Annotated in this window: 14 protein-coding genes; 6 read left to right on the top strand and 8 right to left on the bottom strand. The window is 60.9% G+C overall.

All coding sequences use genetic code 11. The features are described 5' to 3' along the window. Positions 1–73 precede the first annotated feature (73 nt). Both D1820_RS13230 and mutM read right to left on the bottom strand, forming a co-directional pair. Complete coding sequence (locus tag D1820_RS13230; RefSeq protein ID WP_076618309.1) at positions 74–850, bottom strand: enoyl-CoA hydratase; 777 nt, start codon at positions 848–850, stop codon at positions 74–76. Between the two features lie 64 nt (positions 851–914). Continuing rightward, positions 915–1766 (bottom strand): bifunctional DNA-formamidopyrimidine glycosylase/DNA-(apurinic or apyrimidinic site) lyase, encoded by an 852-nt coding sequence (gene mutM / locus D1820_RS13225; protein ID WP_118069376.1) that lies wholly within the window; start codon positions 1764–1766, stop codon positions 915–917. A 105-nt stretch (positions 1767–1871) separates the two neighbouring features. Between mutM and ubiE the strand changes: the two genes are divergently transcribed. Next, positions 1872–2624, top strand: coding sequence for a bifunctional demethylmenaquinone methyltransferase/2-methoxy-6-polyprenyl-1,4-benzoquinol methylase UbiE (ubiE, locus tag D1820_RS13220; protein ID WP_118069375.1), 753 nt, complete (start codon positions 1872–1874; stop codon positions 2622–2624). A 3-nt stretch (positions 2625–2627) separates the two neighbouring features. After that, positions 2628–4163 carry a 2-polyprenylphenol 6-hydroxylase gene (gene ubiB, locus D1820_RS13215; RefSeq protein WP_040174916.1) on the top strand — a complete coding sequence of 512 codons (1536 nt, stop codon included), beginning with the start codon at positions 2628–2630 and terminating at the stop codon, positions 4161–4163. A gap of 5 nt (positions 4164–4168) precedes the next feature. Here ubiB and D1820_RS13210 read toward each other — a convergent pair whose 3' ends face one another. Then, positions 4169–5563: a lytic murein transglycosylase gene (locus tag D1820_RS13210; protein WP_118069374.1), complete on the bottom strand. Its 1395-nt coding sequence runs from the start codon at positions 5561–5563 to the stop codon at positions 4169–4171. Positions 5564–5673: 110 nt separating this feature from the next. After that, a complete protein-coding gene (locus D1820_RS13205) occupies positions 5674–6408 on the bottom strand; it encodes a YafY family protein (RefSeq protein ID WP_118070202.1) in 735 nt (244 codons plus the stop codon). Positions 6409–6495: 87 nt separating this feature from the next. Between D1820_RS13205 and D1820_RS13200 the strand changes: the two genes are divergently transcribed. Continuing rightward, a complete protein-coding gene (locus D1820_RS13200; RefSeq protein WP_118069373.1) occupies positions 6496–6942 on the top strand; it encodes a DUF1801 domain-containing protein in 447 nt (148 codons plus the stop codon). Positions 6943–6962: 20 nt separating this feature from the next. On the opposite strand, the gene rnr is transcribed toward D1820_RS13200, so the two are convergent. Both rnr and dapE read right to left on the bottom strand, forming a co-directional pair. Further along, positions 6963–9233, bottom strand: coding sequence for a ribonuclease R (rnr, locus tag D1820_RS13195; protein ID WP_118069372.1), 2271 nt, complete (start codon positions 9231–9233; stop codon positions 6963–6965). A 103-nt stretch (positions 9234–9336) separates the two neighbouring features. Further along, a complete protein-coding gene (gene dapE / locus D1820_RS13190) occupies positions 9337–10494 on the bottom strand; it encodes a succinyl-diaminopimelate desuccinylase (RefSeq protein ID WP_118069371.1) in 1158 nt (385 codons plus the stop codon). 412 nt (positions 10495–10906) lie between these two features. Here dapE and D1820_RS13185 point away from each other — a divergent pair, with 412 nt between their 5' ends. The 3 genes from D1820_RS13185 to D1820_RS13175 all read left to right on the top strand — a co-directional run bounded on the left by D1820_RS13185 (position 10907) and on the right by D1820_RS13175 (position 14744). After that, positions 10907–12481 carry a Hint domain-containing protein gene (locus D1820_RS13185; protein ID WP_118069370.1) on the top strand — a complete coding sequence of 525 codons (1575 nt, stop codon included), beginning with the start codon at positions 10907–10909 and terminating at the stop codon, positions 12479–12481. A 52-nt stretch (positions 12482–12533) separates the two neighbouring features. Then, entirely contained in the window at positions 12534–13613 is a 1080-nt protein-coding gene (locus D1820_RS13180) for a Hint domain-containing protein (protein WP_254683311.1), read from the top strand. Between the two features lie 75 nt (positions 13614–13688). Further along, entirely contained in the window at positions 13689–14744 is a 1056-nt protein-coding gene (locus D1820_RS13175; RefSeq protein WP_118069369.1) for a transporter substrate-binding domain-containing protein, read from the top strand. A gap of 80 nt (positions 14745–14824) precedes the next feature. Here D1820_RS13175 and D1820_RS13170 read toward each other — a convergent pair whose 3' ends face one another. Both D1820_RS13170 and D1820_RS13165 read right to left on the bottom strand, forming a co-directional pair. Then, complete coding sequence (locus D1820_RS13170) at positions 14825–15172, bottom strand: hypothetical protein (RefSeq protein ID WP_040174930.1); 348 nt, start codon at positions 15170–15172, stop codon at positions 14825–14827. A gap of 72 nt (positions 15173–15244) precedes the next feature. Beyond that, positions 15245–15946 carry a GntR family transcriptional regulator gene (locus tag D1820_RS13165; protein ID WP_096790180.1) on the bottom strand — a complete coding sequence of 234 codons (702 nt, stop codon included), beginning with the start codon at positions 15944–15946 and terminating at the stop codon, positions 15245–15247. Positions 15947–15959 lie beyond the last annotated feature (13 nt).

Raw genomic sequence — 15959 nt, 5'->3', positions numbered from 1 at the left:
ACGCCAGCGCCTGCCCGTTTCATATCTCGGAAAGAGACGCCGCAGATTGCGTCGCCACAGCCTGTGAACAGGCTTACTTGTCGCGGAACTGAGCTTCGCGCTTTTCCAAGAAGGCGGCCATGCCCTCTTTCTGATCCTCAGTGGCAAACATTGAGTGAAAAACGCGGCGTTCAAACAGCAGCCCTTCGCTCAGCGGCAACTCATAGCTGCGATTCACGGTTTCTTTCACTGCCATCGCTGTTAGCAGGGATTTCTCAGCAATTTTATGCGCCGCTGCGGTGGCTTCATCCAACAACTTCTTGGCGGGCACCACACGAGACACCAGCCCTGCGCGCTCGGCCTCTTCAGCGGTCATGAAACGACCGGTCAGGTTCATATCCATGGATTTCGACTTCCCGACAAAGCGGGTCAGGCGTTGGGTGCCGCCGATACCAGCAATCACGCCAAGATTGATCTCGGGCTGGCCGAATTTGGCGGTATCTGCGGCAATGATGAAATCGCAAAGCATCGCCAGCTCACATCCGCCGCCAAGCGCGTAGCCTGCCACGGCTGCAATGATCGGCTTGCGGATCGCGCTGATGCGGTCATTCACACCAGCAAACAGATTGGTTGAGAACACTTCGGTAAAGCTCTTTTCCGACATCTCCTTGATATCGGCGCCTGCGGCGAAGGCCTTCTCCGACCCGGTCAGGATGATGCAGCGCACCTTGTCGCTGGCGTCTGCCTCTTCCAGGGCAGTGCAAAGCTCACTCAAAAGCTCGGAATTGAGCGCGTTCAACGCTTCGGGCCGGTTCAGTTTAATTTGGCAAACGTGGTCCTGCACTTCGACGTTGATCGTCTCATAGGCCATGATAGTCGCTTTCGGTTGTTCCGTTCAGGGAAGAGTCATTATCACGCGACACATCGCATTCAAGCTATCTTTGGCATTTGCCACAGTAGAAGGAAGAGCGCCCCGACTGGGTGATCCGACCTATGGTACCATCGCATCCCGCCCGTCGGCAGGGCGCTCCCTCACGGCCATAGACATCAAAGCTGTGCTGGAAATATCCAAGTTCTCCATCAGCTTGGCGGAAATCCTTCAGTGATGAACCACCCGCCTTGATGGCATCCGTCAGCACGTCCTTGATGATCGGAACCAAGGCGCCAACCCGCTGCGCGGCGATCTGCCCGGCCTTGCGTTTGGGCGATATTCCCGCACGGAAGAGCGCCTCGCAGACATAGATATTGCCAAGACCCGCGATGATTCCCTGATCCAGAAGCGCCGATTTCACCGGCGTATTGCGCCCCTTGAAGGCCGCGATCAGGTGTTCTTCGTGAAAGCTGTTGCCAAGCGGTTCCGGCCCGAGAACCGCCAGAAGCTTGTGCTGATCCGCAGTGGCCGTCTCAAGCAGGTCCATAGCGCCAAAGCGGCGCGGATCGTTGAAGGTGATGCGCGCACCATTGTCCATGTCGAACACCACATGGTCGTGTTTCTGCGCCTGCGGGTGATCATGAACGAACTGGCCCAGAGGATCACCAGACACGGTCATGCGTCCCGACATGCCAAGATGCACCAGCAGCGTCTCGCCGCTGTCCAGATCGGCCAGGATGTATTTGGAGCGCCGTCGCAGCGCGGTGACACGGCGCCCGGTCAGCCGTTCGGCCATACGTTCGGGAAAAGGCCAGCGCAGATCTGGTCGATTGATGGCAGCCTTTTCGATCACCGCCCCCTCCATCGCAGGGGACAATCCGCGGCGCACCGTCTCGACCTCGGGCAATTCTGGCATTACATCCCTCCTGACACATTGCACCAACATGGGGCCGAAGGGCCGCATTGTAACGCCCTCTCAGCGCCCTATAACTGGGGCGACACACAACAAACGGCAAGCCGCATGACCCAGAGATCTGAAGATACCACCCATTTCGGGTTTGAAACCGTGCCCGAGTCGGAAAAGGCGGGGCGCGTGCAGGGCGTATTCAACTCAGTCGCGTCAAAATATGACGTGATGAATGACGTCATGAGCATGGGCATCCACAGGCTCTGGAAAGACGCGATGATGGACTGGCTGTCACCGCGCCCCGGTCAGCGCCTTCTGGATGTGGCCGGTGGGACCGGCGATATCTCGTTCCGATTCCTGAAGCGCGCGGGCTATGGCCATTCCACCGTACTGGATCTGACCGCGCCAATGCTGGAAGAGGGCCGCAAACGGGCTGAGGCCGCACAGATGGCCGACAGTCTGGACTGGGTCACCGGCGATGCCATGGCGCTGCCGTTCAAGGACAATACCTTTGACGTCTACACCATCTCCTTTGGCATTCGGAACGTCACCCGCCCTCAGGAAGCGCTGAATGAGGCTTACCGGGTGCTGAAACCCGGCGGGCGGCTGATGGTGCTGGAATTCAGCCAACTGCCAAACCCGGCAATGCAGAAGGCCTATGACCTCTATTCCTTCAATGTGATTCCCCGCATGGGTCAGATGATCGCCAACGACTATGACAGCTATCAATATCTGGTCGAATCGATCCGTAATTTCCCGAATCAGGACACGTTCCTATCGATGCTGCGCGAAGCCGGGTTTGCCAACGCAAAATACCGCAACCTGTCGCTGGGCATCGCGGCGTTGCACTCCGGCTGGAAGATCTGAACCATGCGTGGCCCCCACAATATTATCCGCCTGATCCGCACAGGCGCCACATTCGAGCGCACGGGCGCCATGAATGTCGTACTGGATGCGTTTGAAGCGCCAAAACCCCTGCGCATTCTGGCCCGCACCCTTGGCTGGCCCTTCAAATGGCTAGGCTACAAGGGCGACCCCAATATGCCACCGGCCACGCGCGCGCTGACGGCGCTGGGGCCGGCCTACATCAAATTTGGACAGGTCCTGTCGACGCGGCCCGATGTGGTGGGCGATGATCTGGCGCTGCAATTGCGCGTGCTACAGGACAAGCTACCGCCGTTTTCGCGTGCGGAAGCCATGGCGCAGGTCGAGCAGGAACTGGGTCAGCCGGTCGAGCAGATCTATTCCGAGTTCAGCGAACCGATCGCCGCCGCCTCCATCGCGCAGGTCCACCGGGCGCGTCTGGTCGACAACGAACGCGAAGTTGCGGTGAAGGTTCTGCGCCCCGGCATCGAGCGCGCGTTTCGCAAAGATGTGGACGCGTTCTACTTTGCGGCACGCATTGCCGATCTCTTTGCCCCCGGCGCGCGGCGATTGAAGCCGATGGACGTGATCAAACATTTCGACGGGGTTGTGCAAGGAGAGCTGGATCTGCGATTGGAAAGTGCGGCCGCCTCCGAGTTTGCCGCCAATACCAAGGACGACACCGGGTTTCAGCTGCCCCAGATTCTGTGGAATCACTCCGCTCGCCGCGTGATGACACTGGGCTGGGCCGACGGGTTACCGCTGGGTGACAATGCCGCGCTGGATGCCGCGGGGCATGACCGTCGGGTGCTGGCGGAGCGTGTACTCTCGTTGTTTCTGCGCCATGCGCTGCGCGATGGCTATTTCCATGCGGACATGCATCAGGGCAACCTGAAAGTCGCGGCCAATGGCGATATCATCGCTTATGATTTTGGCATCATGGGGCATATCGACGAATACACCCGCCGGGTCTACGCCGAGATTCTCTTTGGCTTCATCAAACGGGACTACAAGCGTGTCGCCGAGGTTCATTTTGAGGCCGGATATGTGCCTGCCGACCGCGATGTCGATGAATTTGCCCGCGCCCTGCGCGCGGTGGGGGAACCGATCTTTGGCATGGATGCCACCCATATCTCCATGGGGCGGTTGCTCAATTACCTGTTTGAAGTGACCGAGCGCTTTGGCATGGAAACCCGGACAGAACTGATCCTGCTGCAGCGCACCATGGTAGTGGTGGAAGGTGTGGCGCGGTCACTGGACCCCCATATCAACATCTGGGATTCGGCCCGCCCCGTGGTGGAGGATTACATCAAGAAATCCATCGGTCCCCGGGCAATCGTCAATGATTTGATGAGCACGGCCAAGGTGATGGCCCGTTTTGGTCCGCGTCTGCCCGCGCTTGTGGAACAGGCGTTGATCGCCCAGACCCATGACACCGATGACCGCAACCGCCGGTCCGGCAAGACTGGCTGGGTGCTGCCGGGTCTCTGCGGTCTGGGGCTGGGGATGGCGATTGCTGTTGCTGCAGCCGCCTTCAGCTAGACCCATCAGCGCAGGCGGTTGAGCACCGAAAGCGACGGATAGCCGTCCGGGGTCAGCCCCATGGCCAGCTGATAAGCGCGCAGGGCGGCGCGGGTCTTCGGCCCGATCCGCCCGTCCGCACCGCCGGTACCATAGCCCGCGCCAGTCAGCCGCTGCTGTAACTCGCGCCGTTCTTTAGAGGTCAGGGGGCGGCTGTCCTGCGGCCAGCTGGCGTGGATCGGTCCCGCGCCACGCAACCGGTCGCTCAGGTGCCCGACACCAATCACATAGGCATCCGCTGCATTGTATCGCTCAATCACGGCAAAGTTTCTGTAAACGATGAAGGCAGCCCCCTGCGCACCGGCGGGCAGCAGTACGGCGCCCTTGCCATGATCCGGAAGGGCCTCGCCATCGGCGCGGGTCACCCCCAGCTGCCGCCAGGCCTGCGCGGATTTGGTGATTTTACGATCCGCCAGCGCGTAGTTAAACCCGGTCGGCAAGCGCACTTCCAATCCCCAGGGTTGGCCTTTGACCCAGCCGAAACGCTTCAGATAGGCGGCGGTTGATGCCAGCGCATCAGTGGGATCGTCGGACCAGATATCGCGTTTGCCATCCCCAGTGAAATCCACCGCATAGGCAAGGTAGGAGGTCGGCATGAACTGCGTATGCCCCATGGCTCCGGCCCAGCTGCCGGTCATCGCCTCCGGCGTCACGTCACCCGCCTGAAGGATCTGCAAGGCTGCGATCAGCTGGCTTTCAAAAAACGCAGCGCGCCGTCCATCAAAGGCCAGCGTCGCCAGCGACCGGATGATATCGCGCTCCCCCCGAAAGGTGCCGTAGTTGCTCTCCATGCCCCAGACTGCCGCGACAACCTCCCTGTCGACGCCATATGTGGCTTCGATGCGGGCCAACGGCTGGGCGTGCTCGCGCAGGGCAGCCTGTCCGTTGTCAATGCGCGCGTCGGACACGGCACGCTCCAGATAGGTCCAGATCGGAGTTACGAACTCCGATTGGTTGCCATCACGCTGTACTATCTTCGGATCGAATTTCAGACCTGCGAGCGCCCGGTCCAGCGTAGCCTGCGACAGTCCGTCAGCCCGGGCGCGGGCGCGGAACGCGGTGATCCAGGCCTCAAAGGCGCGCTGCGTGGCCGGGGAGGCCCGAGGCTCCTCAGGTGTGGGGGTCTGTTGCGCCGGGCGTATCCGTGGCCGCAATGGGGTCGCTGCCACGCCCGATGGCGTCACCGGGCGGGCGGTTGGGCGCAAGGACACCTGCGGCGGTTGCGATGCCGCAATCTCCACAAGCGGTCCAGCGGCTGTGGGCAAAGGATTGGCTGCAACGCTGGCATCGGTCGCCACGAGGGCCGCAAACATCGCTGCTGTCAGGGCTATGTGCCTGCGGGCGCCAAGATCATACTGCATCTTACACCTCATTTTTATCTGCTCTGCCTCAGTCTACCCGCATCCCTGCCTCGCTCAAAGCAGTGGCGCGCCGATGTGCGGAGGCTTGCCGACGTATCAGAAACACCGCGCTACCCCTCGGGCGCATCAGGCTCCACGTCGGTCTGCGGCGCGCAGGCTGCACGATCAGCGCGCATCTGAGCCAGCGCATCCCGCAGCATCGGCACCCGGTGGGGACGAAAACTGACGTCTGTGGCCTCAAACCCCGCAATCCGGTCAACGCGAAATACCCGCACGTCATCTCGCAATCCGCACCAGGCGATCAGCACGGTGGAGCGATCAAAATAGACCAAGCCAAGGGGCTTGACCTGTCGCTGAGTGACGGCACCCTTGGCATCGCAATAATCCAGTCGTACCTCGACCTCATCCCAAGTCGCACGGCGCAGGTCGGCCAGGGCGATCCCCGGCGGTTGTGGACGCTGAAACCGATAGGCAGACAACACCGCATGTCGCAGCCGATGAGCCTGACGATTGGGCAGCCGCGCCTGCAGCTTGCGCAAGGCCTCGACGGCGGCGTCGGCCAGTTCTGGATCACCAATCTGCTGCACCTCACGAAGGCCAAGAACCAGCGCCTCCAGCTCAGTGTCGCGAAACCCCATGGGCGGCAGCGCATTGTCCTCAATCAGGGTGAAGCCATAGCCTGCCTCGCCGTCGATAATCGCTCCCATCTCGCGCAGGGTAGCGATATCGCGGTGAACACTTCGGGAAGAAATACCAAGGTCCTGCGCCAGTTTAGCGGCGGTGTGAGGACCACCGCCCTGACGCAGCAGCTGCATAACCTGAAAAAGACGATGAGATCGGGACATGGCCCCATCATCTCTATCCCTGATGACAGTTTCTGTCATCAGTAACCTCTAAAACAGGGTAACGCATCTTCCAGGAGCCAGATTAATATGACCCGCCCCTTTGCCAGCGCTGAAATTTCTGCCGTTTTTGATCAGGCGCCACCGGGCACGCGGGAAGGCCTGTTGCGATTGCGCGCGCTGATCTTTGATGTGGCTGAAAGCGATCCGGATGTCGGGCCGGTCACGGAGACCCTGAAATGGGGGCAGCCCTCCTATGTCGCGGCGCGCGCCGGGCTGGGCACCCCACTGCGTCTGGGCCGGTCCAATCAGGCGCGATTTGCGTTGTTGGTTCACTGCCAAAGCCGGGTAATCGACAATTTTGCCAATCGTTTTCCGGCTTGGGACAGATTCGACGGAACCCGTGGCGTCCTGTTCAACCGTGTCGAGGAGGTGGAACCTCTGCGCCACGGCTGGCTGATCCGCCACGCATTGACCTATCACAAATCCAAGTCTGCTGCGGACCGGGCCCGCAGGGACCCGGACCGGTTCAACTAGGGCTGCAAGGCGCAGTCAAATCAGCTGCGGCGCTTGCGTTCCACCTTGCGCTTGATCTTGCTGCGCTTGGCCTTTGCCTTGGCGGATTTGCGTTTCACGGATCGACCCGCCGGGCTGCGCCGCCCGCCACCGCCGCCCGCTGGCATCGGTTTGTCCTCGATCGACAGCAATTCCAGTTCCAGCCCTCCGGTCACCGGAGTGGCCTGTGCCAGACGCACCTTCACCCGCTGGCCGATGGCGATGATCAGGCCGGTGTCCGCTCCCATCAGGGTTCCGGCCTCGGCATCGAAATGGAAAAACTCCCGCCCGATAGAGCGCACCGGCACCAGACCATCGGCCCCGGTCTCATCCAGTTTCACAAAGGCGCCAAAGCGGGCAATGCCGCTGATACGCCCCTCAAATTCATTGCCGACCCGTTCCGCCAGATAGGCGGCAAGATAGCGATCTGTGGTGTCCCGTTCGGCCATCATCGACCGGCGTTCGGTCTCTGAAATATGGGTGGCGGTCTGTTCGAGCCGTTCGATCTCGGCACTGTCCAGCCCGTCATCACCCCAACCATGAGCGGTGATCAACGCACGATGTACGATCAGGTCGGCATAGCGGCGGATGGGTGAGGTGAAATGTGCATAATTGCGCAAGGCCAGACCGAAATGGCCGAAGTTCTCCGGCCCATAATAGGCCTGCTGCATGGATCGCAGGGTGGAGATATTGATCAGCTCCGCATCATCGGTCCCGGCGGCCCCGTTCAGCAGCGCATTCAGGTGGCGGGTCTGCAAGACCTGCCCCTTCGCCAACGACAGACCGGCGGCACGGGCGGTCTCACGCAACGCTTCCAGCTTCTCCGGTGCCGGTTCCTCATGCACGCGGAACAACAACGGCGTGCGTTTCTTGATCAGGGTTTCCGCGGCTGCCACATTGGCCAGCACCATGAATTCCTCAATCAGCTTATGCGCGTCCAGACGGTCGCGGAAATTCACCGAAACGACTGTGCCCTTCTCATCCAGGACGATTTTGCGTTCCGGCAGGTCCAGATCCAGCGGCTGGCGCTCTGCCCGGGCTTTGACCAACGCAGCGTAGGCGGCGTAGAGCGGCTTGATCACAGGCTCCAGGAAGGGGCCTGTGCGATCCGTTGGCGCGCCATCTATCGCCTCTTGCACCTCAGCGTAATGCAGGGACGCCGCCGATCGCATCAACCCCCGCACAAAGCGATGAGCGATTTTGTTGCCATCGGCATCAATCTGCATCCGCACCGCGACGCAGGCCCGCGGCACCCCTTCGTGCAGGCTGCACAGGTCACCTGACAACCGGTCTGGCAGCATGGGCACAACGCGATCCGGGAAATAGCTTGAATTGCCACGTTTGCGTGCCGCGCGGTCCAGCGCTGACCCCGGCTGCACATAAGCAGCGACATCGGCAATCGCGACCCAGATGACATGGCCACCGGGGTTTTTGGGATCTTCATCGGCATGGGCATAACAGGCATCGTCATGATCGCGCGCATCCGCAGGGTCGATGGTGATCAACGGCAGATCTCGCAGATCCTCACGTCCTTTCAGACCCATCGGTTTGGCGGCATCAGCCTCGGCGATGACCTCATCCGGGAAATGGTCGGGGATACCATGCTGATGAATCGCAATCAGCGACACCGCCTTGGGCGCCGATGGATCGCCCAGCCGCTCCACCACGCGGGCGCGTGGCAGGCCAAGGCGCGATTTCGGTCCGGCCTGTTCCGCCTCAACCAGTTCGCCGTCGCGCGCGCCGTGGGTGGCGTTTTCCGCAACGGCCCACTCCGTGGAGGCGGATTTGTCGATGGGCACGATACGCCCGCCTTCGTCACCCTTGCGGAAGATCCCGATCACCCGGCGCGGATTGGTGCCGATTCGGCGGATCAACCGGGCCTCGTAGTGATAATCGGCATCCTGAACCACGGTTAGGCGGGCCAGAATGCGGTCCCCCTCGCCCAGCGCGGGGTCTGATGCGCGCGGCATCACCAGCACGACAGGTTCGACCCCTTCCCCATGCCATTCCAGCGGCCGTGCAAAAAGATCGCCATCGCCATCCGGCGCTTTGATCTGCAGAACGCTGACCGGAGGCAGGCGCTCAGGGTCGCGGTAGGTCTTTTTACGCTTTTCCAGATGACCTTCGGCCTCAAGTTCTTTGAGGATCCGTTTCAGATCGATCCTGTCGGAGCCTTTGATGCCGAAAGCTTTGGCGATGTCGCGTTTGGAGGTATGGGTCGGATGGGCTGCGATCCAGTCGAGGATCTCGGCCTTGGAAGGAATACGGGTCATATGCCTGAGCTACCACGCCCAGCCCCCAAGGTCATCGTGAAAAGCGCGCCGCAGACGTCATTGCCCGGGCGCGCGCTGTTCAGGTATCAGTTTCCATATTCGATCAGCCTTGGTCGAAATAATCGCGCAGGATGCGGCCGTAAATCGACTTCAGCTGGTGGATCTGAGCAATTTCCACCCGTTCATCAACCTGATGCATCGTTTTGCCAACCAAACCCACTTCAACCACCGGGCAGTGATTTTTGACAAACCGCGCATCCGAGGTGCCGCCGGTGGTGGACAGCTCAGGTTTGCGACCGGTCTCGGCCTCGACTGCGGCGCTGACAAGATCGGACAGCGGTCCCGGCGGCGTGATGAAACTCTCGCCAGAGATTTTGATCTCAACCCCGATATCAACATCGAAATCGCTTGCGACACGCGCCGCTTCTGCGCGCAGCCAATCGCTGAGCGCCGCGCCGGAATGAGCATCGTTGAAGCGGATATTGACCGTGGACCGCGCCTGCGCCGGGATGACATTGGTCGCCGGGTTGCCGGTATCAATGGTCACCACCGCAAGGGTGGAGGCATCAAAATGATCCGTGCCCTGATCCAACTCGTGGCTGGCAAGGCGGTCCATCAGGCGCACCATGGCATTGAGCGGGTTCTTGGCGCGGTGGGGATAGGCCGAATGACCCTGCACGCCGGTGACCGTGAACCAGGCAGACAGCGACCCGCGACGTCCGATCTTGATCATCTCCCCCATCTCATTGGGGCAGGTCGGCTCTCCCACCAGGCAGACGTCCATCTGCTCTCCCACGCGATCCATATGGTCTAGCAACGCGGTGGTGCCATCGATGGCATCACCTTCTTCGTCGCCAGTGATGGTCAGAAGAATGGCCCCCTCAGGCGGTGCGGTCTGCACCAGATCAACAGCCGCAGCCACAAAGGCGGCAACGCCGGATTTCATATCCGTCGCCCCCCGCCCATAGAGAAAGCCGTCTTTCTCCTCAGCACCAAAAGGGTCAACGGTCCAGGCATCCGTGTCACCGACCGGCACCACATCGGTATGGCCGTTGAAGCCCATGGTGCGGGGATGGCCCTTGTCACCCCAACGGGCGATCAGGTTGCTGACCTCGCCACGATCCACACGGGTGCAGGTGAAACCAGCCGCACTCAGCACCTTGTCCAGCAGGACCAGCGCTCCGCCCTCCTGCGGCGTGACAGAGGCACAGCGGATCAAATCGGCGGTCAGCTGTTGCGGGTCGAGTGGCGAATGCGTCATTTGGATCCTCCGGATATGGGCCGCACGTCTCTGGCCCTGGTCTGCGACCACTGGCTACCCCGGTTCGGGCCATGGTGCAAACCTCCACGCCGGGGGCGATCCCATAAGGCCGCCCCGCCGCGCGTCTACCTACGGAGCAAGGCGCCCGTTTGTGGCGTAAATGCCGCGCAGACCTGCATTGTTCCGCCGTCACCCCTTGGTCAACCAGACAAGACACCGGTGAAAATGTTAACAAAAAGCTAACATACGACTCGAGGCAGAGTAGTCATGCTGGGGATCCACCGTAATAGCGGGGCCACAGCGCAGATCGAACATTGCGTGGCCCCGGCAGGGACGCGCCACCGGCAACCGCTGGTATGATGTCGTGATCTGACACATATGCTGCCTCATCGTGCAGAGGTGAGACAGAGCAATGGTTGCGGCATCCGAGCTGACATATAACATCAACGCGACTGCGGAACAGATGGCTGAGACCATCTTTGGCGATAGCGTGCGGGTGGTGAACGCGAGCTACACCGGCGATACCCGCGCCTCGGCGATCTATTCTGACGGCGATACAATCGCACCCGGAGCGACGCCCTCCGATACCGGCATCATCCTCTCCACAGGTCAGGCCAGCGCCTATACCAACTCCACCGGTGAGGCCAATCAGTCCAACAATCAGTCGACTGCCAGCAATGGTCCGAACGGCGATCCGGCCTTCAACGCGGCTGCGGGCACACGGACATTCGACGCCTCCTATCTGGATGTGACGTTTGTGCCCGACGGCTCGGTCATGACAATGCAGTTCGTCTTTGCCTCTGAGGAATACCCTGAGTATCAGGACTCGGTGTTTCAGGATTTCGTCGGCGTTTGGGTCAATGGCCAGATGGTGAACTTGGAGATCGGCAATGGCGACGCTGATCCGGGCAATGTGAACTCCGGCAATAACTCCAACATCTACCTCGACAACGCCAACGACGACTACAACACAGAAATGGACGGTCTGACCGTCACCATGACGCTGACCATGCAGGTCGATCCCGGTGTGGAAAACACCATACGGATCGGTATCGCCGATGTGTCGGACAGCAGCTACGACAGTAACCTGCTGATCGCCGCTGACTCCGCGCAGACCGAAGTGATCGCGGAAACCGACACGGTCCGCGTTGACGCCAATGGATCGCGGGTGGTCAATGTACTGGCCAATGATACCAACAACTCAGCAACAGCACTGACCATCACACATATCAACGGCACCGCCGTGGTTGCCGGAGATGTGATCACGCTGGGCACCGGCCAGCAGGTCCAGCTCAATGCAAACGGCACCTTGACCCTGGTCGGCGATGGCGATGTGGAAGACTTCGCCTTCACCTATACGGCCAGCAATGGCACCAACAGCGATGTCGGCTATGTGGAGGCAACCAGCATCCCCTGTTTCGTGGCCGGCAGCCGCCTGCTGACAGACCGGGGGTTGGTCCCTGTCGAAACCCTGCAGCCCGGTGATTTGGTCATGACCCGCGACGATGGCTTGCAACCCCTGCGCTGGATCGGCACGCGGCGGGTACAGGCGCAGGGGCGTTTTGCCCCGATCAGGATCAGGGCCGGCGCGCTTGGCGATCATGACGACCTTTGGGTGTCGCCGCAGCACCGCGTACTGCTGAGTAACGGGATGGCCGAAATGCTGTTTGGTGCGCGTGAGGTTCTGGTCGCAGCCAAAGACCTGGTCAACGACCGGTCGATCACGCGCAAGCCCGGTGGGGAGGTCACCTATGTCCATGTGCTGTTCGATGATCATCAGCTGGTCATCAGTGAAGGTTTGGTGACCGAGAGCTTCCAGCCCGGACCGCAAACCAGTCGGCAATTCGACCGCGACGTTCTGGACGAACTGCAAGCGCTGTTCCCGGACCTCGACCCCCGCACCGGCGAGGGCTATGGCCCGGCAGCCCGCCCCAGCCTGCGCAGCTATGAGGCGCGCCTGCTCTCCGCCACACTTGATGCGGGCTGATCAGATGAGTTGGGTGGCGGCACATAGCATCGACCGGAAGGGGATCGCCTTGGTGACGCCCCAACACAGCCGCTGCCCCGGTGGCCCCGACAACGCCCTGATGACAAGGGGCAGCCTCTGTCTGGATCTGTCTCTGGATGAGGCGCGCCCAAGCGGTGATCTGCTGCGGCTGGAGCGAACAATAGAGGATCCGGAGGGCTGGCCCCTCCTGCTGCGTGTGAAGCGCAATCTGGGCCGTGGCATCACGCTGACCCTTTGCCAACCGGGCTGCGAACTGGAGCACCGGATCATTGCCGACACCGCTCTTAGCACCGAAAGCGATGCAGCGCGGCTGATCTATTCCTGGGACAGCCTGTTGCGCTGGGGGCGGTTGGCGCTGATGACCGGTTCGGGCGGAAACATCGCGACCGTGGACATTTCATCGCCTCCACCATTGCGGGTGCGGGACGCAAAAACACTGCTGTCGCTGCTGCCAGCCACGGCGGAGGTCTGCGGGCTGCGGGCCGTTTCGCTGAACTCTGACATTGTGCCGTTAACGCCGCTTGCCGGGCTGATACCAGAGACAAAGATTGCCACCCCCGATGGAGAGACATCGCTGGGACAGCTGCGGCGCGGAGATCTGGTGCTGACACCCGAGGGCGATGCCGTGCCTGTTCTGCATCGCATCGACCGCCGCGTCCCAGCCACCGGTCACGATGCCCCCATGCGTCTGCGGGCGCCATTCTTTGGGCTGACTGAGGATCTTTTGATGGCGCCACAGCAGCGGTTGGTGATCTCCGGCACGGATGTGGATTACCTCTTTGGTCGCCCGGCTGTTCGACTGACGGCGGAGATGCTTCAGGGAACTGCGGTGGCCGCACCAACGACGGTTGCGCTGCACGGCAGACCTGACCGTCCTTGCCCATTGATCGAACTGACCCAACTGATACTGCCACGTCATCAACGCTTCATCGCAGCGGGCACGGCCGTCGAAAGCCTGTATTTGGGTCGCCTGCGAAGAAAGCGCAGCGCCTATGAGGCCAGCGCGCTGTCCCATCTGGATCGCAATACACTCCCCGAACATGCCATGGATCCGGCCCCGTTGCTGCGCAGCTTTGATGCCGCAGTTTTGGCAGAACGGCGCATCGCCTGACCGCGACACTTGCCTGAGGCTTTGGGACATTCTAAGGACAAAACGAATGATGTCTCATGGGGTTCTATCGTTCCGTTGCGCCGCTTCTTTGCTCCTTTTGTCCTGATCTACCTGTTGTGGGGGCTGGCGGCGACTGCCGAGACCCTGACCGTCAGCACCGTAACGCGGCCTCCATTTTCGATGATGGACGGCGACCGCGAGACCGGGTTCTCCATTGATCTGGTGCGCAGCCTGACCGACCGGTTGGGGTGGGATTATCAGCTGATCCGCGCCGATACCTTTGGCGAGATGCTGGAAATGGTGCGCACGGGTGAGGTGGATATGGCGGCGGCCAATATCTCCATCACCGCAGCGCGCGAAACCGATATGGATTTCAGCCACCCCATCTTTGAGAGCGGTCTGCGGATCATGGTGGCGGCGGCTGATGTGCGTTCACCCTCGCTGATCCGGGTGCTGTTCTCCGCCGATCTGATGATCGCCATCGTGATTGCGGTCGTCCTGCTGATGGGGGGTGGGATGCTGATGTGGGGGCTGGAACGGCGCGCCCAGCCCTATTTCGACCGCCCCCTGAAAGAGGCCTGGTTCCCGTCATTCTGGTGGGCCCTGAACCTTGTCGTCAACGGTGGGTTCGAGGAGCGGGTACCGCGCACGCCGATTGGGCGGATCTTTGGCGTGATTCTCGTTGTATCCTCACTATTCGTGGTGTCCCTCTTCGTCGCCAAGATCACTGCCGTTATGACGGTTGAGGCGATCAGCGGATCGATCAACTCTGTCAATGACCTCTATGACAAAGACGTCGGCACCCTCGCTGAGTCCACAGCCGCCCGCTTCCTCGAGCGGCGTGATATCAGCTATCGCGGGTTCTCGGATCTGGCCTCACTGCTGAGCGATTTTGAAAGCGGTAATACACGGGTTGTGGTGTTCGATGCTCCCGTGCTGGATCACTATATGGAAGACAACGGTCGCCTGCATGGGCGCGCGGTTGGTCAGGTATTCCTGCGCGAGGACTATGGCTTGTTGCTGCCGGACGGCTCACCACATCTGGAAGAGATCAACCGCGCCCTGCTGGCCCTGCGCGAAAACGGCGAATATGGCGACATCTACCGTAAGTGGTTCGGCAAGGCGCCCTGACCAGACGTGACCAGGGCGGCCTGCATCCAAGCCTGCCCCAGGACCGTACTATGTCAGAGACACCAAAGGCCCGCCCGCCGTCAGTGCAGAGTTGCAGGCCCGTCCTCAAAGAACGGCGTCATCTGTGCGACAATCACCGAATTCTCGTCCAGCGCCCGCTGCATCAGCGCCCGCTCTTCATCCGAGATGTCTTGATCCTCGGCCTCACGGTCAGCCAAAGTCCCATAGCCGGTGACATCCAGCGGCGCGGTATCGGCCTGCTTCAGGATAGCAACGGTTTCACGCACGGCCTCAGCCTCATCAACGCCGGAGGCGTAGATCATCAGGGCTGCACCAGTGGCCCCTTCGGGAAGGCCATCACCTTCCTTGCGCCCGATCTGCACCACAAGCGTGTAGACCTGCTGACGGGAGATTTTCTTTTTTTCCATGCGCTCGCCATATCCCTGTGACGGGGGTTTGGTCAATACAAGCCAAACTGCCGCGCGCAGTAACGCGCCCGGTCAGTAGCGGCTGCGCATCTGATAGCCCGGATGAAAACTCATCCTGACAAAAGTCACCGGCTGCGCCTGAAACCACGTCGTGCGCTCCATCTGAAACAATGGCGCAGCAATCGGACAAGCAAGGTATTCGGCAAGCGCCGCATCAGCAGCAATTGCCCCAAAGCTGAGTTCCGCCGTCGAAAACGGCACCTCGGCCAATAGCCATTCATTAGGCCCGACCGTACTGAAGTCAGCCGCAGTAACGCCGGGCACAGCGGCAATATTGATCCAGCGATCTTCGAACTGAAACGGGTGATTGTCACCATAGTGCATCGCACGGATGTGCAGCACCGGGGTGTCAGCCGCCAGCTGAAGCTGCGATGACAGCCATCCCGGCGCCGGGACCTCCTCCCGGTGGACCAGCGCATAACGGTAATTAGCGTTGCGATCCTCGACCAACTGGCGGGTCAGGGTGATTTCGAGCTTGGCTTGTTTCACGGGTAACACTGCCACCCGTGTGCCGCTTTTGCGTTTGCGGTCAATGATGCCGCGATCTGCCAGTTCCCGCAGCGCGCGGTTTACCGTGGCGCGGGCGCAGCCAAATTCTTCTGCGAGCTCCTGCTCGGTCGGCAATAGATCACCCTGCCCCCAGACCCGATCCTGAATGCGTTTCAGCACCTCATCACGGACGTCCTGAAAACCGGTTTTTGTCCGCTCTGTCATGCCTCTACCCCTC

It is taken from the genome of Phaeobacter sp. LSS9, from assembly GCF_003443595.1.
Lineage (GTDB): Bacteria > Pseudomonadota > Alphaproteobacteria > Rhodobacterales > Rhodobacteraceae > Phaeobacter > Phaeobacter piscinae.
Note: the sequence above shows the minus strand (reverse complement) of the source record. Positions and strands in the feature narration are given on the sequence as shown.

What these genes read in the sequence shown, in the direction of transcription:
- D1820_RS13230 (WP_076618309.1), bottom strand. Translation starts at nt 850, where the DNA reads ATGGCCTATGAGACGATCAACGTCGAAGTGCAGGACCACGTTTGCCAA.
- mutM (WP_118069376.1), bottom strand. Translation starts at nt 1,766, where the DNA reads ATGCCAGAATTGCCCGAGGTCGAGACGGTGCGCCGCGGATTGTCCCCT.
- ubiE (WP_118069375.1), top strand. Translation starts at nt 1,872, where the DNA reads ATGACCCAGAGATCTGAAGATACCACCCATTTCGGGTTTGAAACCGTG.
- ubiB (WP_040174916.1), top strand. Translation starts at nt 2,628, where the DNA reads ATGCGTGGCCCCCACAATATTATCCGCCTGATCCGCACAGGCGCCACA.
- D1820_RS13210 (WP_118069374.1), bottom strand. Translation starts at nt 5,563, where the DNA reads ATGCAGTATGATCTTGGCGCCCGCAGGCACATAGCCCTGACAGCAGCG.
- D1820_RS13205 (WP_118070202.1), bottom strand. Translation starts at nt 6,408, where the DNA reads ATGTCCCGATCTCATCGTCTTTTTCAGGTTATGCAGCTGCTGCGTCAG.
- D1820_RS13200 (WP_118069373.1), top strand. Translation starts at nt 6,496, where the DNA reads ATGACCCGCCCCTTTGCCAGCGCTGAAATTTCTGCCGTTTTTGATCAG.
- rnr (WP_118069372.1), bottom strand. Translation starts at nt 9,233, where the DNA reads ATGACCCGTATTCCTTCCAAGGCCGAGATCCTCGACTGGATCGCAGCC.
- dapE (WP_118069371.1), bottom strand. Translation starts at nt 10,494, where the DNA reads ATGACGCATTCGCCACTCGACCCGCAACAGCTGACCGCCGATTTGATC.
- D1820_RS13185 (WP_118069370.1), top strand. Translation starts at nt 10,907, where the DNA reads ATGGTTGCGGCATCCGAGCTGACATATAACATCAACGCGACTGCGGAA.
- D1820_RS13170 (WP_040174930.1), bottom strand. Translation starts at nt 15,172, where the DNA reads ATGGAAAAAAAGAAAATCTCCCGTCAGCAGGTCTACACGCTTGTGGTG.
- D1820_RS13165 (WP_096790180.1), bottom strand. Translation starts at nt 15,946, where the DNA reads ATGACAGAGCGGACAAAAACCGGTTTTCAGGACGTCCGTGATGAGGTG.